Origin of the sequence: Bradyrhizobium ontarionense, assembly GCF_021088345.1 — a bacterium.
Lineage (GTDB): Bacteria > Pseudomonadota > Alphaproteobacteria > Rhizobiales > Xanthobacteraceae > Bradyrhizobium > Bradyrhizobium ontarionense.
In genome coordinates this window covers 4,618,103-4,641,743 of record NZ_CP088156.1, presented here as the reverse complement: position 1 = coordinate 4,641,743, position 23,641 = coordinate 4,618,103, and the positions used below count along the sequence as shown (strand labels likewise).

The window sequence follows — 23,641 nt, the reverse complement described above, 5'->3', positions numbered from 1 at the left end:
GGTCGAGAGCGAAGTCGCGGACCACCACCAAAAGGACGGCCTCGTGACGAAGACGCCCAAGCACATGCATCCCGGCGAGGTTCTGCGGGAGGCGTTCCTGATTCCTCTCGGCATGTCCGCAGGCGCTCTCGCAAAGGTGTGGCGTGCCGGGGCCCGGATCGAACGGATTGCGGGCGAACGGACCGCCATCGCGGCCGACACCGCGCTCCGGCTCGCCAAGACGCTCGACGCGACGCCGGAGCTCTGGCTCAATCTGCAGACCGACTACGATGTCCAGATCGCAAAGCGCGAGCTCGGCAAGACTCTCGACCGCATCGAGACGGTGAATAAGCCGCGGGCGGCTTGAGCAGCGGGGCATCGGGCAACGACAACCAGGTGTGAGTGCCCGGCAGGGCAGAGTTTTACGCACTGGCTCCGGAATCCAGGGAGCCGAGCCCAGGCCCTGCTGACCGACTATTGTCTCCTCCACGCGAGCTGACGTATGTGTATCCGGCGGCATGATGATCGCTCGGGGCGATGCGATCAATGCCGCTGGGGGGGGACGGACGATGGGGATCAAGGCAGCTTTGCCTGCGGTGGTGATGGCCGCAATGGTGTTTCTCGGAGGGTGTGCGGCTTCGCCGGAGGGGCTGAACTCGCGCGACGACGCCGACAGCCGGACCTTTTCCGAGAACTACGAGGAGATCTTCCGGCGCCTGAGCGAGACCGGCAAGCGTTGCTATCCTCCCGGCCAGGATGTGGTCAATCCGACCCATGGACAGATCGAATCCGAAGGCGAGCTGCACCGCGACCGCGGCTTCGCGGAGTTTCGCCTGGTCGCGGGCAGCTATGGGATCCGGATGAACTACTTCGTCGCGGCGCGCATCGAAAAGTCCGGCTCCGGATCGCGCGTGACCATCAAGGTCAGCAACCCCATGGGAGCGGGCCCCCTGAGCAGCCGCATCTACCGCTGGGCCGGCGGCGACTCGAGCTGCTAGCGGCAGAGCGTTGCAGCGACGGTGTCCTTTCAGAAGTTAATGAGCAGCGGGGATCACCGTAGCGGAGGCAAATAGGGTTCCTTCTTTCCAATTGCGGTGTCGGTGCAGTTATTCATTGCGATCTGACTAGCGGAGGGGGCCCCAATCAACCAGGTGCATCCTCATCCTATTTCGCGTAATTCGCAATTCGGCATTGCCACTGCAATTCGTGGCTGCGTCGTGAGTGTGGCATTCCATGTGAGGGGCGCGTCGGAACTTTCGCCGAGAACCGCGGGTCGTAAAAAAAGATGTTGAAGTTGTGTACACAGGTCTTAGGCGTTGGGTGCCTGTTAGGGGGATTCGTCGCCACACTGACGATGGTCTACTACTTCATTTTCATGCTGGGGTGCGTACGACCGGGAATGAAAACCTATGTACGTCTGATTGGGCCGTTCGCGCTGTTCCTGTCCAATGTTTGGACTGATGCTGGAAATCGGGCCAGAGTGAGATTCTTGATCTCTTGGATCGTATTCTTTGCGTTCTTTGGTTGCGCCGCGTTGGTCGTCGAATATCTGCAGCCTCTTGCTGGAATGCGAAATTCGATCAATTGAGGTTGCGTGACAGTCCACGAAAAGACGGATCAGGTCGTCTTCGCTTCCGAGGTCCTGGCCACGTGAGTTCAGCTGCGCGTCCGTCTTGAATTTGCGGCGAGTGGGGCGGTCTCTCATCAACGCGTCTATGTAGGACCTGCGCCCTTCCTGCCTCTCCTGCCCGACGGGCAGTTCCCGCATTCCCGTCATGCGCAAACTGCCCGTCGAGCCAGTTTGTCGCACGCCGCACGGCTTGCACCGTCGGGCAAATCAGAACGATGTTTCCGGGCATCCCGTTCGCGATGAAGAGGGACGTTTCGGCCGATCGTCACGGAGCGTAGCAAGCGGGGAGCGGTGGACGTGTCGGGCTTGGGGCTCTGCGCAAGCGGGCCGGCGAGCAAGCCTGGTGCGGACGGTCAAGTCGCGTGGTCCTGGCCTCCCGATGCTGAGGTCAAGTCGGCTGATGATGCGCTTGCGCATCTCGCTGATGATGGGGGCAAACAAGCCCGGTCCCCAGGGAGATCGCGAAGCAGCCGTTAAAACCAGCGCGCGGGGAAGGCCGGGTCGTCCGGCTGAACCTGTGGTACCTGCCGCCTGCATTTTTTTCCGCAGGCGGGCCACGGGCCTCAGTCGAGGTCCGGCCTTCCCTGCACCCTCTCATGATCGAGGGTGACGTCGGCAGCATGACCCGGGCGCGGATGCGCCGCGGGGCTGCGGTGGGCTGTTTGCAAACATCGTGCAGTGGATGTGGTGCGTGGGCTTGGATGCGTCGCGCGGCGCTCGTCACGCTTGTGAGGTGGAACGGCGATACTACAAACTCGGTGTCGTCCCGGCCTTGAGCCGGGACCCATAACCACCGGCGGATGTGTGAGGCACGCAGGTGACTCAGGATGTGCCCAACACGTCTCCCTGTGGTTATGGGTCCCGGATCTTCGCGCGCTCGCGACAATGCTGCGGCAATGTCGCCGCGCGCTCGTCCGGGACGACGGCGGAGGGTGGGGCAGACTGGCGATACTACAAACTCGCTGTCGTCCCGGCCTTGCGCCGGGACCCATAACCACCGGCGGATGTATGAGGCACGCAGGTGGCTTCCGGCGTGCCCAACACGGCTTCCTGTGGCTATGGGTCCCGGATCTTCGCGCGCTCGCGGCAATGCTGCGCATTGTCCTCAGCGCGCTCGTCCGGGACGACAGCGGAGGTGGGGTGGAACGGCCAAGCTATAAGTACGCTGTCATTGCCCGGCTTGACCGGGCGATCCGGTATTCCAGAGACGGTGGAGATGGAGCCGAGGCGCCGCGGGTTACTGGATCACCCGCCTCGCGGGTGATGACGACTGAATGTGGGGCGGGATGTCCCCACTCAAACGCTCACACTCGGTGCAGTGCGCCGCTCAGCACGCGACCGCGCGAGCTACTTCCTGATCGGCACGCCCTTGGTCGTGAAGCGCTGCGGGCGCTGGTCGGGTCGCACCGGCCGCCGCGTGGTGGCGGCCTTGCCGGTGCCGGGCGGCTGATGCGCGGGGACCAGTTGATCCGGGCGCGAGCCGATCAGATCGGCGCGGCCCATCGCGCGGAGAGCGTCGCGCAGCACGGGCCAGTTATCGGGGTCGTGATAGCGCAGGAACGCCTTGTGCAGCCTTCGCTGCCGCAAGCCCTTGATGGCCTCGACCTTGTCGCTGCCGCCGTGGCGGACGCCGCGCAGCGGGTTGACGCCGGTGTGGTACATCGCGGTCGCGGTCGCCATCGGCGACGGCAGGAAGGTCTGCACTTGATCGGCGCGGTAGCGGTTCTTCTTCAGCCACAGTGCGAGGTTCATCATGTCCTCGTCTGACGTGCCGGGATGGGCGGCGATGAAATACGGGATCAGATAGTACTTCTTGCCGGCTTCCTTGGCGGCGGCGTCGAACATCTCCTTGAAGCGGTCATAGCTGCCGATGCCCGGCTTCATCATCTTGTCGAGCGGGCCGCGCTCGGTATGTTCTGGCGCGATCTTCAGGTAGCCGCCGACGTGATGCGTCACCAGCTCCTTGATGTAGGCGGGGCTCTCGACCGCGAGGTCGTAGCGCACGCCCGAGGCGACCATCACGCGCTTGACGCCCTTGACCTCGCGCACCTTGCGATAGAGCCGGATGAGATCGTCATGCGAGGTGTTGAGGTTCGGGCAGATCTCGGGGAACACGCAGGACGGCCGGCGGCACGCGGCCTCGACCTTCGGGTCCTTGCACGCCATCCGGTACATGTTGGCGGTGGGGCCGCCGATGTCGGAGATCACGCCGGTGAAGCCCGGCGTCTTGTCGCGGATCAACTCGATCTCCTGCAGGATCGAGGCTTCCGAGCGGCTCTGGATGATGCGGCCCTCGTGCTCGGTGATCGAGCAGAAGGTGCAGCCGCCGAAGCAGCCGCGCATGATCGTCACCGAGAACTTGATCATCTCCCACGCCGGGATCTTGGCATCGCCATAGGACGGATGCGGCGCGCGGGCGTAGGGAAGGTCGTAGACGGAATCCATCTCCGCCATGGTCAGCGGGATCGGCGGCGGGTTGAGCCAGAGGTCGCGGTCACCATGGCGCTGCACCAGCGGCCGCGCGTTGCCGGGATTGCTCTCCCGGTGCAGCACGCGCGAGGCCCGCGCATAGGCCTCCTTGTCCTGCTCGACCTGCTCGCAGGACGGCAGGCGGATGACGACGTTGCCCTTCTCGCGCGCGGCACCTTCGTCGGCAGAGTCGAGATCGTCGGCATGCAGCTCAGTAAAACCCTCGGGCACGCGGCGGAACAAGGCGGTGCCGCGGATGAAGTCGAGCTCCTTCGGGGTTTCGCCGGCGGCGATCCGGTGCGCGACCTCGATCACGGCGCGCTCGGCATTGCCATAGAGCAGGATGTCGGCCTTGGCGTCGGCCAGCACCGAGCGGCGCACCTTGTCGGACCAGTAGTCGTAATGCGCAATGCGACGCAGCGAGGCCTCGATGCCGCCGAGCACAACCGGGACGTCCTTGAACGCCTCGCGGCAGCGCTGGGCGTAGACGAGCGTGCAGCGGTCCGGCCGCTTGCCGCCCTCGCCGTGAGGCGTGTAGGCGTCGTCGCTGCGGATGCGGCGGTCCGCCGTGTAGCGGTTGACCATGGAGTCCATGTTGCCGCCGGTGACGCCGAAGAACACGCGCGGTTTGCCCAGCGCCTTGAACGGCTCGGCCGAGTGCCAGTCCGGCTGCGAGATGATGCCGACGCGAAAGCCCTGCGCCTCGAGCAGCCGGCCGATGATCGCCATGCCGAACGAGGGATGGTCGACATAGGCGTCGCCCGTCACCAGCACGATGTCGCAGGCGTCCCAGCCGAGCGCGTCCATCTCGGCGCGGCTCATGGGGAGAAACGGCGCCGGCTTCAGGCTCGCACGGTGGCGGGGCCAGGAATTCAGCGGCTGGGCGGCGGGGAGGGCGATATTCATGGCCCACGCATAAGGCCGTGGGCCTGCGAGTTCAACCAAGCCCCTCGCCGCAGGGGCGCGTCGGGGATCAATTTGTCCGGAATGGTTCCCGCGGGATGCCGGGGGGCGTCAGTCGAGCCCGTTCGCGACGCGGGCCCGGCGCTTGAGCCAGCCCCGGCCGAACAGCACCAGCAGCGCGCCGGCGGCAAGGACGACCCACATCGACGGCATCTTCGAGCGCGAGCCGCCGCTGCCTTCGCCGACCGTCAGCGGCCCCATGCCGGGATCGCTCATCGAGACCAGCCGCGGGCTGGCGGAGTCGGTCATCGTGCCGCGCATGTCGGCGAGCGCCCCGGGCGGCGTCGGGTCGGTCGCGAACAGCCGTCCCAGCCGCGAGCCGGCGGAATCGACCGTGGTGTCGTCGCCCTGCGGCCGGTCCATCGCGGACTGCGCGGCATGGCTGGCCGACGGCAGCTGCGCGAACGAGTCCAGGTTCGCCGGCCGGTGCTGCTTCGGCGCCTGCTGCGCCATCCGCTCCGGCTTCTCGATCTTCTTCTGCTGCGGCAGGGCAACCCGCACCTGCGGCCGCGTATAGGACGGCTGGGTGATGGCCAGAACGCGATTCGACCAGGCCATGTAGGCCTTGCAGAGATCGTTGCAGTACTGCCCGTTGACGGTCTCGGTCTCCACCGGCCCGGCCTGCACCGCGCCGGGGGCCGCAAGGACGATCGTCGAGACCAGCGCAGCGGCGGCGCCGACCTTCGGTATCGATCTCAATCGAGACATCGCTGTCAAATGGCCGATCATCGCAATTTCCCCCGTCGCGGTTTCACGCCGTTTGAGAGATAACGACAGCGGCTCAGGTCGATAGTTGGATCAGATCGCGTCAACTTCCGGATTAGATGAGGTCAATTTGCTGATGCGAGGCGTTCTCAAGAAGCGGCAGGCGCTGCTGTTCGACATCGACGGCACGCTGGCCGACACCGATGCGCTGCATATCGAGGCCTTCAACGCGGTATTCGGACCCTTTGGCCATGCGTTCGACCGCACGCGTGCGGCACGCGAACTGCTTGGCCGGTCGAATGTGTCGATCGGAGCAGAATTTCTGCCGCATGAGCGGCCCGAGCGGCGCGCCGCAATCATGGCGGAGAAGGAGGCGGTGTTTCGCAGCCTGGCCGCCGGCGAGGTGCAGCCGCTGCCCGGCCTGATGACGCTGCTCGACCATGCCGAGGCGGCGTCGATCCCGGTCGTCGCGGTGACCAACGCGCCGCGCGCGAATGCCGAGATGATCCTGCACGGGCTCGGCATTGCCGATCGGTTTCGCGCTGTGATCATCGGCGACGAACTGCCGCACGGCAAGCCGCATCCGTTGCCCTATCTCGAAGGCCTGCGCGCGGTGGGCGCCATGGCGGATCGCGCGGTCGCCTTCGAGGATTCGCGCGCCGGCATCACCGCTGCAACGGCCGCCGGCATCGCCACCATCGGCATGCGCACCAATCTCGGCCATGACGACCTGATCGCTGCCGGCGCGGCGATGACGGCGGCGGCGTTCGACGAGCCGGAGGTGCTGACGCTGGTCACGGCCCGGTTGGGAGGGGCTGCATAAGTCGCCGGACCGCGGCGCGGGTTCAAACGGAGGAGACGAAATATTTCGGCGATGGTGGTCTTTGAAACCGCCCGCCGATGCCTAGCTCCTCGCCCGCCGACATCGAACGGCATGATCGCGCGCGGTGACAGCGTTGCGGCAGCAGCCGCGCCGGCCGCGTGCGACTTGGAGATACCTCATGGACATCACCAGTCTGATCCAGCCGGCCCTCTGGGCCGGGGCGATCATTGCGCTGCTTGCGTTGCTGAAGCTTTCCAACATCATCCGCTACATCCCCAACAGCCAGGTCGGAATCGTCGAGAAGCTGTGGGCGATCCGCGGCTCCGTCGCCGACGGGTTCATCGCGCTCAACGGCGAGGCCGGCTTCGAGCCCGAGGTGCTGCGCGGCGGCCTGCACCTGTTTTTTCCGTTCATGTATCGCATCCACCGCTCCGACCTCGTCACCATCGGCCAGGGCAAGATCGCCTATGTGTTCGCGCGCGACGGCGCGCCGCTCGGCGCCTCACAGGTGCTCGGCGCCAACGACACCGAGGACAAGAGCGATTTCCAGGACGTGCGGCGCTTCCTGCTGGCCGGCGGTCAGAAGGGCCCGCAGCGCAAGGTCCTGCGCGAGGGCACCTACGCGATCAACACCACGCAGTTCGCGATCATCACCGACGAGCGCGTCCATGGCCATGCGCTGAGCGAGCAGGAGCGCGTCGTGCTCGACGCCATGCAGCTGACGATCGCCGAGCGCTGGGGCTTCACTCCGGTGATCCTTGCGGCCGATCATGATCTGGTCGGCATCGTCACCGTGCATGACGGCCCGTCGCTGCCTCCGGGTGAGATCATCGCCCCGGAAGTCGGCACCGAGCTTCATGACCCGGCCACCTTCCATAATAATTTCCAGGAGCCCGAGAAATTCCTCGCCGCCGGCGGCCATCGCGGCCGCCAGCTGCAGGTCATCGTCGAGGGCACCTGGTACATCAACCGGCTGTTCGCGACCGTCGAGAACGTGCCGAAGACGATCATCCCGGTCGGCAATGTCGGCGTCGTGATCTTCTATACGGGGCCGCGCACCGCCGACGTCTCGGGCGAGCAGTATCGTCATGGCGAACTGGTCAGCAACGGCAGCCGCGGCGTCTGGCGAGATCCGCTGCTGCCCGGCAAGTACGCCTTCAACACCTATGCCGGAAAGATCGAGATCATCCCGACCGTCAACTTCATCCTGAAATGGGTGCGCGGCGAGGTCGGCGCGATGCGGCTCGACGAGAACCTGTCGGAAATCTCGCTGATTACCAAGGATGCGTTCGAGCCGACCCTGCCGCTCTCGGTGGTGATGCACATCGACTACAAGAAAGCCCCGATGATCATCCAGCGCTTCGGCGACGTGAAGAAACTGGTCGAGCAGACGCTCGATCCCATGGTCAGCGCCTTCTTCAAGAACGTTGCACAGAAGATGACCCTGATCGAGCTGCTGCAGAACCGTGCTGCCATCCAGGGAGAATCGGCGGCCGAGATGAAGGTGAAGTTCGAGGGCTATTCGCTCGAATTGCAGGAAGTCCTGATCGGCACGCCGCGGGCTGCGCCCGGCGATCAGACCATCGAGAACATCCTGATCCAGCTGCGCATGCGGCAGGTCGCGCGCGAGCAGGTCGAGACCTTCCAGGAGCAGGAGAAGGCTGCAATCCAGGAGCGCACGCTCAACGAAGCCAAGGCGACGGCGGCGGCACAGGCTGCGCTGACGCAGTCGCTGATCCAGATCCGGGTCAATGAGAACGAAGGTGCGGCTGCGCTCGCCCGCGCGCAGAAGGATGCCGAGACGCGCAAGGTGACGGCCGCGGCCGTCGGCGAGCAGTCGCGGCTGGAGGGCCAGGGCGAGGCCGATCGTGCGCTTGCGGTGGGTACTGCCAGCGCCCAGGCGACCAAGCTTGCGGTCGATGCCTATGGCGGGCCGGAATTCAGGCTGGCCGAGCAGAACTTTGCGAAATTCGCCGACGCGCTGACGCGGATCAACCAGCCGCTGGTGCCGCAATTCCTGATGTCGGGCGGGCAGGGGCAGGAGAGCGGCAATTCCGGGCTGATCCCAACGGCGATGTTGAGCTCGATGTTCGGCCGCATGATGCCGGAGGCGCTGGAACAGTTGAAGCGCGAGGCGCCGCGGGCAGGACGATGATGACGGAGGAGAACTGAGCACGACGGCGGAGACGGCGGAGCTGACATGTCGCTGACATCAGGCAACAGCTTGCCGTCACCGCTCTCGCGCAATGGTCGCGACGAATGCGGCCGATCGATTGGCCGCGATGAGACGAAGGTGAGACGCATGCGCAAGTTGCTGATCGCGGCCGGTCCGTCGGAAGAGCCGTTCCGGTTGACGCTGCAATCCGATGAAGACGCATCTGCTTGCGAGCAGCGCGGCCGACGGACCGGCACCGGGATGCGAGCCAAGCGCGTCGGTAGCCGCGCGCATGGTTCGCCGCGGCCGTTTCGCTGGGCACGGCCGTCGCGCGCCATGGCCGCCATCGTCGCAGGGTTGAAGGCGACGCTGTCCGCCCTGGTTCCGGCGGACAGCCGACACGGCCTGCGCGAACATGACGACGCCTCGCGCGATGTGTCCTCAACCCCGCCGCGGCTTCGCCTCGTCAGCGATTGCGGCCGGGCGCTCGAAGCTCCGGCCGCGTCACCGATCGTGCCCAGCGCGATGTTTCAGGACGCGATGACGCCACGCCATCACGTCCGTTCCCCGCGCACGCCGGGCGCCAAGCGCCGTCGCCTGCGCTGGCGCTGATCGAGCAGGAGCGGTCTACGAGAGCCGCGCGGGTCGATCAATGCAGTGGATTTTCTGGGGCATTGCGCGCAAGCTGACGCGGATCTCGCGAGGGCTGACGCGCCATGCATGGCTCCGGACTCGTTGCTGCACTGCTGATCGCCCTTTTCATGCTGACGCAAGGCGCGGCAGCCCAGACCCCCGATGAGCATGTCACCTTCGGCGCCGCGCCCTACGTCCTTGGGCGGCTTCAGCAGCGTCTCGCGCTCGAGCGTGGCGAGATGGCGGTGGCGACCAGCCAGGCGGTCGACGGCTATCTGTCGAAGCCGGAAGGCACGGGTCCGTTCGCAGCCATTGTGTATCTGCACGGATGCAACGGGCTCAGCGAACGCACCCGTCGCTATTTTGCCGGCGTGTTGACGGGCTGGGGCTATGTCGTGCTTGCCGTCGACAGTTTCGGCTCGCGCGGCATCGCACAGGCCTGCGACCGCCCGATGCCCGACTGCCAGGCCGACGCCTGGGGTGCGTTGGCGTATCTGTCATCGCTGCCGTTCGTGGACCGGGCGCGCATCGGCGTCGTCGGCTCGTCGCAGGGCGGCATCGTCACGATGCGGTTCGCCTCGACGCATGACGTCAAGATCTACGACGTGCCGGATGATCTCACCTTCAAAGTCGCGGTCGCCTACTATCCGATTTGCGGCGTCGCGACGCCCTGGCTCGCGGTGCCCACGCTGATCCTGATCGGCGACAAGGATGATTGGTCGCCCGCGACGAACTGCGAGCAATGGCTGTCGCAGCGCCCTGACAAGGGGGATGCCGTCAGGCTGCAAGTCTATCCCGGCGCCTACCACGCCTTTGATTTTCCCGGGCTCAAATATGGCCTGTCGAGCTTCGGCCATTGGCTGCAATACGATGCCGACGCAGCCGCGCGCTCGACCGCCGAGATGCACGACTTCCTGGCGGCGCATCTGGGAAAGTGAACGGAGGTGGAGGCACGAGCGCGATCGTTGCCGCAGGCGTCGTGGCCGTGGTCATGACGCCGGGTAGCTCAAAACCGTCCGCCGCCGGCCTGGAAGGGAAATTGTGGAACGACGCCGATGAGCCGGGTCTGGAGTTTCGCCACAGCCTGCGGATTGGCCTCGGACAAGGCGCGCCTTGCGTCAGCGGAATTATCCTCGACCTTGGCGGCGAAAAATCCCTCGTGCCAATGCATGTGAACGATGAGGCGGCCGAGATTGACGACCTCGCCTGGGCGTACGGTGAAGCTGCCAAATCGCGGAGCATGGCTCTGCGGATCCAGCCCCGGCCCCCTGGTCGTTGGGCCGCTGCCGATGTTGATCCTGTCGATGAAGTAGATCCCGGGGTCAACGGCGAAGACGTGCGGCGCGCGATTGTCGTCGCCCCGTCCGAACACCGCCTTCCAATCGGCCGCGACCGAGCCTCGGATCGCCAAATCATAGTCGTCATCAGGGCGGCCCTGAGATCGGTCGATACGCCGGAAGAGCACGTCACCCACCGCGTCGATGTCGCGAAGGGACGTCAACTCGCGCAGGTCTGCGGCAAGCACGACGATCGCTTTTTCGCTGCTGGTGCGGGCAGTTCGTGATGCCGGCGGCCGCTCTTGAGCCAAAGCCCGGGCGAGTGGAAGCAACGCAAGAATAGCAGCAATGAGCGCAACCGATTTTCGAGACACGTCGATGTCCACCCTTTGTCAAGAAGCCCTTTGCCACATATTGGGCCCGACCCTTGTAAATATCATGGCAAGCGTTGAACGACACGAACATGTGCATCCCGCGTGTGACGCCGCGGTGCGAGGCGCGTATGCGCTCCGGGGCTGCTTAGAACGGAGAGCGCATGGGTGCCCTGCATCGGCCGCGCGTCGCACTCTGCTTGTCTGGACGCCAATGCCATGAGATTGAAGCGGAGAGGGTGTGTGGTACACGGCTGGCGCGCTCATCCATGCCCTGAGGTCAGGATCGGACATGCTGTCTTCACGCTTCCTGCTTGCTGGTCTCGCGCTGCTGTTCGCCACGGTCACGCTGGCCGCCGACGCGCCCGGCGAAACCAAGGGCACGGTGCTGGAGCCGTCATCCGATAACCTCGCGCTGACCTGGGCAAACGCAAATCTCGTCCTGCCGGCAACGCTCGCAGGCGGACGGCGCTGGGAGGGCCATGCGGAGGATGCGCCTGACGTGATCGGCATCGCGCCGCTCGTCGTCGTGATGCATGGATCGAGCGGGGTGGCTCCGGGGGTGAAGGAATTTCAGGCCTGGCTCGCCGACGAGCTCGGCGCCGCGTCGGTCGCGCCTGACAGCCTCGCGATCCCCGACCGGCTGACCTACACGTCGCCAGTCGACGTGGCGACGTACGAGCGCGTCCATGCCTTGCGGCTGGCCGAGCTGGAAAACGCGTTGAAGGCCTCCCGAGAGTGGAGCTGGGTCGACCGGCTGCGCGTGGTGCTGGCCGGCACCAGCGAGGGTGCGGTCGCGGTCGGCCGCTATGCCGGCAAGGACGCGGCAGCGCGCCTGATTTATTCATGGTCGTGCGAGGACAACTACTTCGTCACCGCGCCGCGGCTCGGCGTCGGGCCGAAAGAGCCGGTCCTGAACGCGATCTCGGCACGCGATCCGTATTTCTCGGCGGCCAATCCCTGGAACAACGATCGCGCCGTCACCGGCTCCTGTGCTGCAGCCCTCAAGGATGACCCCAAGGCGGAGGTCCTGGTGATCGATGCCGACGTGCACACCATCCTGAATCGGCCGGAGGTACGGGACCGGACCGCGTCGTTCCTGCGCGGCGTCCTGAATCCGTAAGGCTGCTACCTCGACGAATGGTCGGAGATTGAAAAGGTGCTGAGACTGCTCGTCCTCGAAGGCAATTCGCTGGCCGGCCGTCGCCGCTGGGCGGAGATCGCGGGTGTTACTCCGTCGGAAAGCTATGCCGACGTGCTGCGCGCGCTGGCGCCGGGCGCCGTGGTCGACATTGCCACCCCAGCCGATGCCGATGCGGCCTTGCCGCAGCCGCTCGACGCTTATCAAGGCGTCGTCATCACGGGCTCCGCGCTCAACATCTATCTGCGTGAGCCGGAATCGCTGCGTCAGATCGAGCTGGTGCGCACGATCTATGCCGAGGGCGTGCCGATGTTCGGCTCATGCTGGGGACTGCAGCTCGCTACCGTTGCGGCCGGCGGCGAGGTGTCCCTCAATCCGGCGGGACGTGAGGTCGGCTTCGCGCGAAAGATCGCCCTGACCGAGGCGGGCCGCGCCCATCCGATGCATGCGGCGCGAACCACAATGTTCGATGCGCCGGCCATTCACAGCGACATCGTCACAAAGCTGCCGCCGGATGCGGTGGTGACCGCGCGCAACGCCATGAGCGAGGTGCAGGCCGCCGAGATCAGGAGCGGCCGCGGCCGGTTCTGGGGTGTGCAGTACCACCCCGAGTTCAGCCTGCAGGATATCGCCTGGGTGATCAGGCGCATCGGACAGCCGCTGGTCGATGAAGGCTTCTTTGCTGATCTCGCCGAACTTGAGCGTTACGCCGTGGATCTCGCGACGCTGCATCGCGACCGCGCCCGACGCGACATTCTCTGGCGCCTCGGGCTCGATCAGGACGTGGCGAATGACGAACGGCGCCAGGCCGAGATCAGCAACTGGATTGCCTCGCTCGACCGGCGCTGAGAGGACTACCTCATGAACTGGATGATGAGCGGTGCCAGCGCCACGTTCATCAGGCCGACCAGCACCATCACGAGGCCGGCGATGGCGCCTTCCTCGCGGCCGATCTGGTGGGCCCGCGCGGTGCCCGCGCCATGCGCGCCGACACCGAACAGTGCGCCCTTGGCGAGCGTCGAGCGCAGCGGCAGCCGCGCCAGCACGATGTCGCCGACCGCAGCGCCGATGATGCCGGTGAGCACGACGAACACGGCGGTGAGATCGGGAATGCCGCCAATCTCGCCGGAGACTTCCATGGCGAACGGCGTGCTGATCGAGCGCGGCAGCAGGCTCAGCCGCAGTTCGCCGTCGATCCCCAGCAGATAGGCCAGCGCCCAGCTGGTTGCGACGGCGGTGAGGCTGCCCGCGACCATGCCGGCCAGCAGCAGCGGCCAGCGGCGGCGGATCAGCGCGCGCTGCTCATAGATCGGCACGGCGAAAGCGACCGTGGCGGGGCCGAGCAGCGCCACCAGCCAATGCGTGCCGCGGATGTAGTCGCGATAGGAGACGTTGAGCGCAAGCGCTGCGATCATCAGCAGTGCCGGCGCGACCGCAAGCGGCATCAGCCACCAGCGCGGCCAGCGCCGGTGCAGGCGCTTGGCAAGCAGATAGAGCAGGATCGTCGCCAGCGACCAGACCGCAGCCTGGACCAGCGGCTCACGCCACAGCGCCGCGATCGTCATGACGCTCCGTCCAGCGATAGCAGAGGTCCACCGTGAGCGCGGTCACGCACATCACGGCGGTCGTGCTCACGACGATGAGGGCGAAGATCTTCAGGCCGAGCAGGCCGAACAGCTCGCGATGGTCGAGCAGCGCGAGCACCGCCGGCACGAAGAACAGCAGCATCTCGGCCAGCATCCAGTTGGCGCCGCGCTTCATGCTGGCGACCTTGAGTCCGCCGGCCAGGAACAGGACGAGGGCCAGTGCCATACCGATGATGCCGCCGGGCAGCGGCAGGCCAGTCGTCCGCGCCAGCACGTCGCCGGCGGCCCAGAACGCGCCGAGCAGGCCGATCTGCACCAGCCGGTTGCGGCGGAGCAGGCGCTGAAGCTGGATGGAAATGCTGCGGTGCATCATGGCTGAGTCCAAATTCTGTTTCTGCAACATAGAATATGCGGCAATGCAGCATGTAGAAAATGAATTGATTGAATGATCTCAAGTCGATTTTGGAATAGACTGTCCCATTATGGAACTCAGGACCCTGAAAACCTTCGTGGAGGTCGTCCGGCAGGGCGGCTTCTCCCAAGCCGCCAAGGTGGTGTTCGCCACGCAGTCGACCGTGAGCAAGGCGGTCAAGCAGCTCGAGGACGAGCTCGGCCTGCCGCTGCTGGACCGGCTCGGCCACAAGAGCCGCATGACCGCAGCCGGCGAGATCGTCTATCGCCGCGCCATCCGGCTGCTGGCGGAGCGTGACGACCTGCAGGCGGAACTCGAAGAGTTGCGCGGCTTGAAGCGCGGCGTCCTGCGCCTCGGCCTGCCGCCGATCGGATCGAGCACGCTGTTCGCGCCGTTGTTCGCGCACTATCGCCGGCTCCATCCGGAGATCGAGATCCGGCTGGTCGAGCACGGCAGCGACCGGTTGAGCGAGCTGCTTGCGGCGGGCGACATCGATTTCGCCGGCCTGCTGCCGCCGATCGCCGACGAATTCGTATCCCAGGTCGTGCGCCGCGAGCCCCTGATGGCGCTGGTCTCGGTCGATCATCCCTTGGCGCGGCGCGAGACGATCACGCTGGCCGAGTTGCGCGGCATGCCGTTCGTGCTGTTCGAGGCCGGCTTCGCGCTCAACCGCATCATCCGCGAAGCCTGCCAGCGCAACGGCTTCGAGCCGAACGTGGCGGCGCGCAGCACGCAGATCGACTTCATCGCTGAGCTGGCTGGCGCCGGGCTCGGCATCGCCTTCCTGCCGCGCATGATCGCGACCCAGCGCACGCAGGTGCCGATCAGTCTCGTTCTGCTCGACGAGCCCGGCACCGAGTGGACCCTGGCGATGGCGTGGCGGCGCGGCGCCTATCTTTCGCCCGCTGCGGCGGCGTGGCTCAGGCTGGTGCGCGAGCGCGGCGGCGAGGCGTGATGCGCGCTGCAGCCTCGCATCACGCGTCATAGATGCGACGATACAGCGTCGTCACCGGAGGAACGCGCAACATCTGCGGCTCCTGCTCCAGGAAGATCAAGTCGGCGACTCCGATCCCAGTCCAAGGGGCTGATCGCAAACGCGAGATTTTGAGCGGCAAATTCAATCGATGACCTCCGCCGCGCGGAACCAGGGATGGCTTGAGGCGTTTCCGCCTGCTCCGTAAAAATGCGCGCGTCCCGACGTGCCGAGAGATCATTGTCCATCCGGAGGAGCAGGGATGTGCCGTTGGATCGCCTATCGCGGAGAGCGTACCGCGTTCGAGCATTACGTCACCGAGCCTGAGCACTCGCTGGTGACGCAAAGTCTGCGTGCCCTGGAATCGACCGCAGGCACCAACGGTGACGGCTTCGGCCTCGGCTGGTACGGCGATCATCCCGAGCCGGGCCTCTATCGTGAGACGCGGCCGGCATGGTCGGACGAGAATCTGCGCTATCTCTGCCGGCACCTGCATTCGCATCTGTTCTTCGCACATGTGCGGGCGGCGACGGGCACGGCGGTGACGCGGCAGAACTGCCACCCCTTCGCCTGCGGCCGCTGGCTGTTCATGCACAACGGTTTTGTCGGCAGCTGGAACAGGCTGCGACGCAAGGTCGAGGCGCTGATCCCGGATGCGCTGTATCCGTCGCGGCTCGGCACCACCGATTCGGAAGCGGTGTTCCTTGCCATGGTCGGCGCCGGCATCGATCAGGATCCGATCGGAGCGACCAGCGAGGTGTTGCGCGCGCTGTGTCAGCTCGTCAACGAGGACGGTCTAAACGAGCACCTGCGCTTTACCTCCGCGTTGTCGAACGGCCACGATCTCTATGCGTTTCGTTTCGCCGCGAACGATCGTGCCAACTCGCTCTACTACCGCGAGGATGGCGATCAGGTGATCGCGGTGTCGGAGCCCTATGACAAGGAGCCCGACTGGATCGAGGTGCCGCCCGATCACGTGCTGGTCGCGCGTGCGTCAAGACCGGCCGAAATCGTTCCGCTATTTGCCGGAGGTTCTGCCGGTTTCGAGGCGGAACGCAAGAGATCACAGAGGGTTGTCGGGGGGGCATAGAACAACAGGAATTGGATGACCCGCGATGTGCGGCATTTGTGGTGAAGTCAGCTATTCCCGCCGGCCCTCGCTTTCCGCGCTCGGTCGCATCAACGATGCAATGCAGGCGCGCGGCCCCGATGCGGCCGGTCTGCAGGTGCAAGGCGGGATCGCGCTCGGCCATCGTCGCCTGAGCATTCTCGATCTCTCGGCCGCCGCGCAGCAGCCGATGATCGACGCGGCGCTCGGCCTCGGCATCGCGTTCAATGGCTGCATCTATAATTTCCGCGAGTTGCGGTCTGAGCTGCAGGCGAAAGGCTATCGCTTCTTCTCCGATGGCGACACCGAGGTCATCCTCAAGGCCTACCATGCCTGGGGCAAGGCTTGCGTGCAGCGCTTCAAGGGCATGTTCGCATTCGCGCTATGGGAGCGCGACAGCGGGCGCGTCGTGCTGGCGCGCGACCGGCTCGGCATCAAGCCGTTGTACTATACCGACGGTCCCGGCTTCTTCCGCTTCGCTTCGTCTCTCCCCGCGCTGCTTGCGGGTGGCGACGTCGATACATCGCTCGACCGCAGCGCGCTGCACCACTTCTTCAGCTTTCACGCGGCTGTGCCGGCGCCGCGGACGATCCTCAATGGCGTGAAGAAGCTCGCCCCCGCGACGCTGTTGACGATCGAGCCAGATGGGACGCAGGACCGCGAACGATACTGGCAAGTCTCTGTCGGCGAGCAGCGTCCGACCGATCGCGCCATGAGCCAGGAGGAATGGTCGGACGCGCTGCTCGACGCGATGACGGCAGCCGTCGACCGCCGTCGGGTCGCCGACGTGCCTGTGGGTGTGCTGCTGTCAGGCGGCCTGGATTCGTCGCTGCTGGTCGCGCTGCTGTCGAAGCTCGGCCACGATGACATCCGCACCTTCTCGATTGGATTCGACGCTGTCGGCGAGCACAGCGGCGACGAGTTCCGCTACTCGGACATCATTGCGCGAACGTTCGGCACGAACCACGAGCAGATCAGGATCGGCGGTGACCGCGCGCTCGAGGCGTTGCCCCATGCCATCGGTGCGATGTCGGAGCCGATGGTCAGCCATGACGCCGTCGCCTTCCATCTCCTGTCCGCGGAGGTGGCCAAGCGCGTCAAGGTGGTGCAAAGCGGCCAGGGCGCCGATGAAGTATTCGGCGGCTACAGCTGGTATCCCGGCTTTCTCTCGGCCAACGATCCGGTCCATCAGTATCAAAGCGCCTATTTCGACTGGACGCATACGGATCTGCAACGGCTGCTTGCCCCGGAGCTGCTTGACGACGACATGAGTCTTGCATTCGTGGAGCGCTTCTTCGGAGATCACGGTGGTGCATCGGCCGTCGACAAGGTGCTGCAGATCGACACCGAGATCATGATGGTCGACGATCCCGTGAAGCGGGTCGACAACATGACCATGGCGTTCGGGCTGGAAGCCCGCGTGCCGTTTCTCGATCACGAGGTGGTGGAGCTTGCTGCGCGGATGCCGGCCGAGCTGAAGGTGAAGAGCGGCGGCAAGTACATCCTGAAAGAGGCGGCGCGGCGCTGCGTTCCGGCGGAGGTGATCGACCGCCCGAAGGGCTACTTCCCGGTGCCGTCGCTGCGCTATCTGCGCGGGCCGTTTCTCGACTACGTGCGTGACGTGCTGAATGACGACAAGGCGCGCGCCCGCGGGCTCTACCAGCGCGATTTCGTCGACCACATGCTGCAGAACCCTGAAGCCGAGATGAGCCCGAAGGGGCATTCGCGGCTGTGGCAGGCGGCCCTGCTGGAAGCCTGGCTGCAGACCCACGGAATTTGACAACGGACAGGGATTGCCGAGATGGGTTTGGATCCGAGAATACTCGAAAAGCTGCGACTGGGCTTGAGCGACGATGAACGTCGCCTGGTGATCCGTTCCGCCTCCGGCGGCGAGGAAGTCACCGAATATTCCTTCGGCATCGAGGAGGAATACTTCCTGGTCGATGCGCAGACGCTGGATGTCGCGATCCGGACGCCGGACGATCTGTTCGAGGCCGCCAACTGGTCGACCGGTGGACAGGCGATGCGCGAGATGCTGCAGGCGCAGCTCGAGGTCGCGACCAACGTCCATGTCGACGTCGGCGATGCGCGCGAGGAACTGAAATTCCTGCGCCGCGAGGTCGCCAGCGTCGCGAGCCAATACGGCCTGACGATCCTGGCCTGTTCGACGCATCCGACCGCGATGTGGCGCAGCTCGCAGCCGAGCCCGAAGCCGCGCTACGCCGAAATGATGGAGGATCTGCGCATCGTCGGCCAGCGCAACATGCTGTGCGGCATGCACGTGCATGTCCAGTTGCCGGATCCCGAGCTGCGCTTCGTCGTGATGCGGGCGATGATTCCTTATATTCCGGTGTTCGTCGCGCTGTCGGCCTCCTCACCGTTCTGGAATTCGCGCGAGACGGGGCTGAAGGGCTACCGGCTCGCCGCCTATGACGAGCTGCCGCGCACCGGCCTGCCCGAGCTGTTCACGTCCAAGCAGCAATTCGACCGTTACGTCGCGGCGCTGACGAAATCGGGCGCGATGCCAAACGAGAGCCATGTCTGGTGGGCGATGCGGCCCTCGCTGCGCCATCCGACCTTGGAATTGCGTGCACCCGACGTCTGCACCGCGGTGGATGATGCGGTGGCCATCGCCTCGCTCTATCGCGCGCTCGCCCGTTACCTCTATCTCAACCCTGCTCTCGCCGAGGCCGTCGGCAACGTCGAGCGCGCGATCGCGGTCGAGAACAAATGGCGGGCACAACGCTATGGCACCGACTGCATCTTCGTCACCGAGGACGGTCCCGTCACCGGCCAGGAGATCCTGAACCGGATGATTGCCGACGTGGCGCCGCATGCCGAGGCCCTCGGCTGTCTCGCCGAGGTCGAGCGCTGCCGCACCATCATGCAGTTCGGCAGCTCGGCGGACTATCAGCTGCAGGCCTATCGGGAATCCGGCGGGCAGCTGTCGGCGGTCACGCAATGGATCGCGGCCGCAACCGTCTCGCGCGCCGAGCCGCCGCGCGCGCAGGCGCCGGTCGAGCCGGCGCAGTGAAGCCGGCTCAACGGCTCGGCCTGGTGACGCGTCCGTCACGTGCAACGAGGCGGCCGTCCTTGTACACGGAGCGCCCCCGGGGCACGGCGACCACCGCCTCGGGGATATGCTCGGCGCTGAGAGTGACGAAATCAGCGTGAGCGCCGACGCGCAGGCCGTAGCCCGCGAGACGCAACGCCTTGGCGCCGGCATCGGTCACGAGGTCAAAGGCGACACGCAACTCATCATCGATGTAGAAGCCGGAGCGGTAGCCGATCATCATGGCGCGGTTCAACAGGTCGCCGTCGCCATAAGGCCACCAGGAATCGCGGATGTTGTCGTTGCCGCTGAACACGGTGACGCCGGCGGCGCGGAGCAGGGCGACGGGCGGGAAGGGCCGCGCGCCCGGCGCATTGGTCATGATGGCGACGCCGGATGTCGCGAGCACTTCGGCGACCTTCTTCAGCGCGTCCGGCGGCAGATCGCCGAGCGCATAGGCGTGGCTGACCGCGACATGGCCCTGCATGCCGAGCGCGCGCGTGCGGGCCGCGATCTGCTCCAATTCGAACAGGCCGAGCATGCTCGCGTCGTGCAGATGGATGTCGACATCGACGCCATGCCTGTGGGCTGTGCCGAACACGACATCGAGATGCTTCTCGACGTCGCGGTCGAAGCTCGCGGGATCAAGCCCGCCGACCAGATTGGCGCCGAGCTTGATCGCCTCGTCGAGCAGCTCTGGCGTGCCCGGACTCTTGAGGATGCCGCTCTGCGGAAACGCGACGAGCTGGATCTCGATGCGATCGCGATATTCGTCACGCACCCGCAGGATCGTCTCCAGCGATTTGAGGCCGACCGAGCCGTCGACCATCACGTGGCTGCGCATCCGCGTGGTGCCGTGGGCGATGCAGAGATCGAGCTGGTTGCGGGCGCGGACGTCCATCGGTGCCGCCGCTGCCATGTTCTGGGCCTGGAACGTGACGCGCTCATGCACGTCGAAGCCGTTGGTGCAGGGCCTATGCGGCTTCCAGGCATCACCATAGAAGCTGGTGTCGAGATGGATGTGGCCCTCGACGAAGCCGGGAACCACCAGCGCGCCTTCGAGATCAATCACCTCGCGCGCCTCCGGCCGCTCGGTCTCGGCGAGCAGACCGCTGATGCGGCCATTGTCGACCGCGATCGCATGGCGCACGTCGCGGTCGAGCCGCGCATTGATGAACAGCTTGTCGACGGCCATCCTGCAGATCCCTTTCCATCTTTCGGCCGGCATCGGAGCCGCTTAAGCGGTCCGATGCCGGCGCCGATGAAAGAGCATTCTCGATCAGGAGCGGTCGAGCCTGCAAGCACCGATGCCGTTCAGGCGGCGATGGCCTGCGGCAGGCCGGCGACCCAGTCGCGTGCGAGCGCGATGTCCGCCTGCGACAGCTGATGCCCTGCCGGCAAGGTCGTGTGGGTCACGTCGGCGCCGGCGTTCGACAGCTCGCTGCAGAGTTTCGCCGACTTGCTGGCTGGCACGATCGGATCCGCCAGTCCCGACAGCATGAGCACGGGCTTGCGCTTAAGCTGGGCGACCGGCGTTTGCGACAGCGGCACCATGGCGCGGAACAGCACGGCACCAGCCAGCACCTCCGGCTGTAACAGCAGCAGCGCGGCTGCGATGTTGGCGCCGTTGGAATAGCCGACCGCGACCGGCGCCGCGATGCCGTAGCGCTGCCGCGCTTGGCTTACGAAGGCGCCGAGCTCCAGCGCGCGCCGGCGCACATCGTCCTCGTCGAACACGCCTTCCGCCAGGCGGCGGAAGAACCGCGGCATGCCATGTTCCAGCACCTGCCCGCGCGGCGACAGCAGCGCCGCGCCGGGCGACAACGTGGCGCCGAGCGGCAGCAGGTCGCTCTCATCGCCGCCGGTGCCGTGGAGGAGCAGCAGCGGGGCTGCTCCCGAGGTGCTTCCGGGCTGGAAGCGGTGGGTGAAGGACAGTGTGTCGGTCACGATGCGACCTCCTCAAGGTTGGGCAGCACGCCCTCGATCTGCTTGCGGTGCGATTCGAGGAAGGCGGGCAGCTTCAGATTCTGTCCGAGCTCGGCGACCGGCTCGTCGACCGCAAAGCCCGGAATGTCGGTTGCGATCTCGAACAGCACGCCGCCCGGTTCGCGGAAGTAGATCGAGCGGAAGTAGTTGCGGTCCTTCTGCTCGGTCGGATGCAGGCCGTGGCGATCGACCAGCCGCTGCGCCATGACGCCCTGTGCGGCGTCGTCGGCCGCGCGGAAGGCGATGTGATGCACCGAGCCCGCGCCCTGCGCGCCGCGCAGAAAGCCCTTGGCCTCGTAGATGTCGACGACGCTACCTTGCGCATCGCCTGGCGCCTTGAAACGGATCACCGAGCCTTCGCGTCCCGTCTCCGCAAAGCCGAACACGTCGGTGAGAACAGCGGCGGTCTTCTCAGCAGAGTCGAGCAGCAGGGTGACACCATGAAAGCCGCGGATCGCGTGCTCGGCCGGGATGTCGCCATTGCTGAAGCCGGGCTCGTTCTCCGCGCCGGGAACGCCGACCAGCGCTAGCGCCATCCCGTCGGGATCGGTGAACGGCAGCACGGATTCGCCGAAGCGCTTCTCGAGCGCCTCATAGGCGATGCCCTTCTCGGTGAGGCGCTGCGTCCAGTAGCCGAGCGAGCGCTGCGGCACCCGGAACGCGGTCTGGTGGGTCTCGCCGACACCGCGGCGGCCCGGCCGCACGCCGGCCCAGGGGAAGAAGGTCAGGATGGTGCCGGGGCGGCCGGTCTCGTCGCCGTAGTAGAAATGGTAAGTGCCGGGATCGTCGAAATTGACCGTCTTCTTGACGAAGCGCAGGCCGAGGTCGCGGGTGTAGAAGCCGAAATTGCGGATCGGATCGCCGGCAATCGCGGTCACGTGGTGCAGTCCGGGCATGTGGGTCTCCTGTCGATAAGGCCCCGCGGGGCCGTTGAATTCCTGTTGCGCAATATTGGTCGGCTTTGATTTGGAGACAATCCGTGCTTTTGTGACGTCTCTGTCTACAATTTGGCGACAATGGCGGCCCGGGACCGATGGACAAGCTCAGCAGCCTGCGCGCCTTCGTGAAGGTGGTCGAGAGCGGCAGTTTCGCCGAGGCCGGCCGCCAGCTGCGGCTGTCCCGCTCGGCGATCTCGAAATATATCGGCGAGCTGGAGCAGAGCCTCGGCGTGCAGCTGATCGTCCGCACCACCCGTCACGCCAGCCCGACCGAGACCGGCCAGCGCTATTTCGAGCGCGCTGTCTCCATCCTGGCGGAGCTCGACGCCGCCGATCAAGCCGTCAGCCAGTCGCAGGCCGCGCCGCGCGGGCTGCTCCGCGTCAATGCACCGATGTCGTTCGGCACCATGCGGCTCGGGCCCGTCGTGGCCGACTTCATGGTCGGCTATCCAGAGCTGCAGCTCCAGATCGTGCTGAGCGACGATCTGCTCGATCCGGTCCAGGACGGCTTCGACGTGACCTTGCGGATCGCCGAGCTGGAATCATCCAGCCTGGTGGCGCGGCGGATCATGCCGGTGGAGCGCGTCATCTGCGCCGCGCCGGCCTATCTGGCGCGGCACGGCACGCCTGATAGCCCCGAGGAGCTGCGCCGCCACACCTCGCTCACCTATGGCTTCCTGCTGACCGGCAATCAGTGGAAGCTCACAGGCCGCGATGGCGATCATTGGATCCAGCCGGCCTGGACCTTGTGCGTCAACAACGCCGAGGTGCTGCGCGACGTCGCCATCCGGGGGCAGGGCATCGCGCTGATCCCGCGCTTCATCGCCGCGGACGCGCTTGCCAGCGGCGCGCTGACCGCGATCCTTTCCGACTACGTGGCACCGCCGCTGGCGCTCTATGCGATCTATCCGCCGACGCGGCACCTGTCGGTGAAGGTGCGGCTGTTCATCGACTTCCTGGTCGAGCGCTTCGGCAGAGGAGAGAAGTGACCATCCCGCAGGCGGTTGGTGAACTGCAAATCGCCTCGAACCTTTAACCGGGCGCTGATAGTCTTTGGAGACAACAGAAGGGACGACGGATGGGCCGCCTGAGCACGCATATTCTGGACACGGTCAGGGGCAAGCCCGCCGCCGACGTCGCGATCGATCTCGATGCCCTGGAGCCGGATGGCTCCTGGCGTCGCGTCAAGCAGGTCCGGACCAATGCCGACGGGCGCACCGACCAGCCGATGCTGGCAGGGGATGAACTCACGACCGGCACCTACATGCTGACCTTTCATATGGGGGCCTATTTCAAGGCGCACGGCCTCGCCGCCGAAGATCCGCTGTTTCTCGATCTGATCCCACTCCGTTTCGCGGTCGCTGACGCCGGCGCGCACTATCACGTGCCGCTGCTCGCGACCCCCTGGAGCTATCAGACCTATCGTGGGAGTTGAGCCGG

General features: G+C 65.8%; 22 protein-coding genes. 14 read left to right on the top strand and 8 right to left on the bottom strand.

The genetic code is table 11. The annotated features are described in order from the left end of the window. Positions 1-43 precede the first annotated feature (43 nt). Both LQG66_RS20580 and LQG66_RS20575 read left to right on the top strand, forming a co-directional pair. Complete coding sequence (locus tag LQG66_RS20580) at positions 44-346, top strand: HigA family addiction module antitoxin (RefSeq protein ID WP_231317512.1); 303 nt, start codon at positions 44-46, stop codon at positions 344-346. 202 nt (positions 347-548) lie between these two features. Beyond that, on the top strand, positions 549-977 hold the full coding sequence (locus tag LQG66_RS20575) for a hypothetical protein (protein ID WP_231317511.1): 429 nt from the start codon (positions 549-551) through the stop codon (positions 975-977). A gap of 1,979 nt (positions 978-2,956) precedes the next feature. Here the strand turns inward: LQG66_RS20575 and LQG66_RS20570 are convergent. After that, complete coding sequence (locus LQG66_RS20570; protein WP_231317510.1) at positions 2,957-4,984, bottom strand: YgiQ family radical SAM protein; 2,028 nt, start codon at positions 4,982-4,984, stop codon at positions 2,957-2,959. A 108-nt stretch (positions 4,985-5,092) separates the two neighbouring features. After that, positions 5,093-5,749 carry a hypothetical protein gene (locus tag LQG66_RS20565; protein WP_231327869.1) on the bottom strand — a complete coding sequence of 219 codons (657 nt, stop codon included), beginning with the start codon at positions 5,747-5,749 and terminating at the stop codon, positions 5,093-5,095. A 127-nt stretch (positions 5,750-5,876) separates the two neighbouring features. On the opposite strand from LQG66_RS20565, the gene LQG66_RS20560 reads away from it, so the two are divergent. From LQG66_RS20560 to LQG66_RS20545, 4 genes are all read left to right on the top strand, one after another. Then, on the top strand, positions 5,877-6,569 hold the full coding sequence (locus tag LQG66_RS20560; RefSeq protein ID WP_231317509.1) for an HAD family hydrolase: 693 nt from the start codon (positions 5,877-5,879) through the stop codon (positions 6,567-6,569). Positions 6,570-6,747: 178 nt separating this feature from the next. After that, positions 6,748-8,724 (top strand): SPFH domain-containing protein, encoded by a 1,977-nt coding sequence (locus LQG66_RS20555; RefSeq protein WP_231317508.1) that lies wholly within the window; start codon positions 6,748-6,750, stop codon positions 8,722-8,724. Between the two features lie 156 nt (positions 8,725-8,880). After that, positions 8,881-9,336 carry a hypothetical protein gene (locus tag LQG66_RS20550; protein WP_425601230.1) on the top strand — a complete coding sequence of 152 codons (456 nt, stop codon included), beginning with the start codon at positions 8,881-8,883 and terminating at the stop codon, positions 9,334-9,336. Positions 9,337-9,440: 104 nt separating this feature from the next. Beyond that, entirely contained in the window at positions 9,441-10,295 is an 855-nt protein-coding gene (locus tag LQG66_RS20545; protein ID WP_231317506.1) for a dienelactone hydrolase family protein, read from the top strand. A 68-nt stretch (positions 10,296-10,363) separates the two neighbouring features. On the opposite strand, the gene LQG66_RS20540 is transcribed toward LQG66_RS20545, so the two are convergent. Next, on the bottom strand, positions 10,364-11,020 hold the full coding sequence (locus tag LQG66_RS20540; protein WP_231317505.1) for a hypothetical protein: 657 nt from the start codon (positions 11,018-11,020) through the stop codon (positions 10,364-10,366). Positions 11,021-11,297: 277 nt separating this feature from the next. Here LQG66_RS20540 and LQG66_RS20535 point away from each other — a divergent pair, with 277 nt between their 5' ends. After that, complete coding sequence (locus tag LQG66_RS20535; RefSeq protein WP_231317504.1) at positions 11,298-12,128, top strand: dienelactone hydrolase family protein; 831 nt, start codon at positions 11,298-11,300, stop codon at positions 12,126-12,128. Positions 12,129-12,164: 36 nt separating this feature from the next. Then, positions 12,165-12,995: a type 1 glutamine amidotransferase gene (locus tag LQG66_RS20530; RefSeq protein WP_231317503.1), complete on the top strand. Its 831-nt coding sequence runs from the start codon at positions 12,165-12,167 to the stop codon at positions 12,993-12,995. 5 nt (positions 12,996-13,000) lie between these two features. Here LQG66_RS20530 and LQG66_RS20525 read toward each other — a convergent pair whose 3' ends face one another. Then, a complete protein-coding gene (locus LQG66_RS20525) occupies positions 13,001-13,711 on the bottom strand; it encodes an LrgB family protein (RefSeq protein WP_231317502.1) in 711 nt (236 codons plus the stop codon). Beyond that, a complete protein-coding gene (locus LQG66_RS20520; RefSeq protein WP_425601229.1) occupies positions 13,686-14,117 on the bottom strand; it encodes a CidA/LrgA family protein in 432 nt (143 codons plus the stop codon). Before LQG66_RS20520 ends, LQG66_RS20525 begins: the two co-directional genes overlap by 26 nt. A gap of 97 nt (positions 14,118-14,214) precedes the next feature. Here LQG66_RS20520 and LQG66_RS20515 point away from each other — a divergent pair, with 97 nt between their 5' ends. From LQG66_RS20515 to LQG66_RS20500, 4 genes are all read left to right on the top strand, one after another. Next, positions 14,215-15,099 carry a LysR family transcriptional regulator gene (locus LQG66_RS20515; RefSeq protein WP_231317500.1) on the top strand — a complete coding sequence of 295 codons (885 nt, stop codon included), beginning with the start codon at positions 14,215-14,217 and terminating at the stop codon, positions 15,097-15,099. Between the two features lie 280 nt (positions 15,100-15,379). Continuing rightward, complete coding sequence (locus LQG66_RS20510; RefSeq protein WP_231317499.1) at positions 15,380-16,207, top strand: class II glutamine amidotransferase; 828 nt, start codon at positions 15,380-15,382, stop codon at positions 16,205-16,207. A 25-nt stretch (positions 16,208-16,232) separates the two neighbouring features. Beyond that, the gene (locus tag LQG66_RS20505; RefSeq protein WP_231317498.1) at positions 16,233-18,005 is read left to right on the top strand and encodes an N-acetylglutaminylglutamine amidotransferase; all 1,773 of its coding nucleotides are present in this window, start codon (positions 16,233-16,235) and stop codon (positions 18,003-18,005) included. Between the two features lie 21 nt (positions 18,006-18,026). Continuing rightward, positions 18,027-19,259, top strand: coding sequence for a carboxylate-amine ligase (locus LQG66_RS20500; RefSeq protein ID WP_231317497.1), 1,233 nt, complete (start codon positions 18,027-18,029; stop codon positions 19,257-19,259). A 7-nt stretch (positions 19,260-19,266) separates the two neighbouring features. Here the strand turns inward: LQG66_RS20500 and LQG66_RS20495 are convergent, their stop codons facing one another. The 3 genes from LQG66_RS20495 to LQG66_RS20485 form a co-directional block, all read right to left on the bottom strand. Continuing rightward, positions 19,267-20,472, bottom strand: a complete 1,206-nt coding sequence (locus LQG66_RS20495) for an amidohydrolase family protein (protein ID WP_231317496.1) — start codon at positions 20,470-20,472, stop codon at positions 19,267-19,269. A gap of 119 nt (positions 20,473-20,591) precedes the next feature. Further along, complete coding sequence (locus LQG66_RS20490) at positions 20,592-21,224, bottom strand: alpha/beta hydrolase (protein WP_231317495.1); 633 nt, start codon at positions 21,222-21,224, stop codon at positions 20,592-20,594. Continuing rightward, entirely contained in the window at positions 21,221-22,159 is a 939-nt protein-coding gene (locus LQG66_RS20485) for a ring-cleaving dioxygenase (protein ID WP_231317494.1), read from the bottom strand. The genes LQG66_RS20490 and LQG66_RS20485 overlap by 4 nt, the downstream gene beginning before the upstream one ends. Positions 22,160-22,296: 137 nt before the next feature. Between LQG66_RS20485 and LQG66_RS20480 the strand changes: the two genes are divergently transcribed. Beyond that, positions 22,297-23,190, top strand: a complete 894-nt coding sequence (locus LQG66_RS20480; RefSeq protein WP_231317493.1) for a LysR family transcriptional regulator — start codon at positions 22,297-22,299, stop codon at positions 23,188-23,190. Between the two features lie 89 nt (positions 23,191-23,279). Beyond that, the gene (gene uraH, locus LQG66_RS20475; protein ID WP_231317492.1) at positions 23,280-23,636 is read left to right on the top strand and encodes a hydroxyisourate hydrolase; all 357 of its coding nucleotides are present in this window, start codon (positions 23,280-23,282) and stop codon (positions 23,634-23,636) included. Positions 23,637-23,641 lie beyond the last annotated feature (5 nt).

Bases quoted from the DNA above. Each gene is read 5' to 3' on its own strand.
- LQG66_RS20525 (WP_231317502.1), bottom strand. From the start codon at position 13,711: ATGACGATCGCGGCGCTGTGGCGTGAGCCGCTGGTCCAGGCTGCGGTC.
- LQG66_RS20480 (WP_231317493.1), top strand. From the start codon at position 22,297: ATGGACAAGCTCAGCAGCCTGCGCGCCTTCGTGAAGGTGGTCGAGAGC.
- LQG66_RS20505 (WP_231317498.1), top strand. From the start codon at position 16,233: ATGTGCGGCATTTGTGGTGAAGTCAGCTATTCCCGCCGGCCCTCGCTT.
- LQG66_RS20565 (WP_231327869.1), bottom strand. From the start codon at position 5,749: ATGTCTCGATTGAGATCGATACCGAAGGTCGGCGCCGCCGCTGCGCTG.
- LQG66_RS20535 (WP_231317504.1), top strand. From the start codon at position 11,298: ATGCTGTCTTCACGCTTCCTGCTTGCTGGTCTCGCGCTGCTGTTCGCC.
- LQG66_RS20515 (WP_231317500.1), top strand. From the start codon at position 14,215: ATGGAACTCAGGACCCTGAAAACCTTCGTGGAGGTCGTCCGGCAGGGC.
- LQG66_RS20570 (WP_231317510.1), bottom strand. From the start codon at position 4,984: ATGAATATCGCCCTCCCCGCCGCCCAGCCGCTGAATTCCTGGCCCCGC.
- uraH (WP_231317492.1), top strand. From the start codon at position 23,280: ATGGGCCGCCTGAGCACGCATATTCTGGACACGGTCAGGGGCAAGCCC.
- LQG66_RS20555 (WP_231317508.1), top strand. From the start codon at position 6,748: ATGGACATCACCAGTCTGATCCAGCCGGCCCTCTGGGCCGGGGCGATC.
- LQG66_RS20510 (WP_231317499.1), top strand. From the start codon at position 15,380: ATGTGCCGTTGGATCGCCTATCGCGGAGAGCGTACCGCGTTCGAGCAT.
- LQG66_RS20485 (WP_231317494.1), bottom strand. From the start codon at position 22,159: ATGCCCGGACTGCACCACGTGACCGCGATTGCCGGCGATCCGATCCGC.
- LQG66_RS20500 (WP_231317497.1), top strand. From the start codon at position 18,027: ATGGGTTTGGATCCGAGAATACTCGAAAAGCTGCGACTGGGCTTGAGC.
- LQG66_RS20545 (WP_231317506.1), top strand. From the start codon at position 9,441: ATGCATGGCTCCGGACTCGTTGCTGCACTGCTGATCGCCCTTTTCATG.
- LQG66_RS20575 (WP_231317511.1), top strand. From the start codon at position 549: ATGGGGATCAAGGCAGCTTTGCCTGCGGTGGTGATGGCCGCAATGGTG.
- LQG66_RS20495 (WP_231317496.1), bottom strand. From the start codon at position 20,472: ATGGCCGTCGACAAGCTGTTCATCAATGCGCGGCTCGACCGCGACGTG.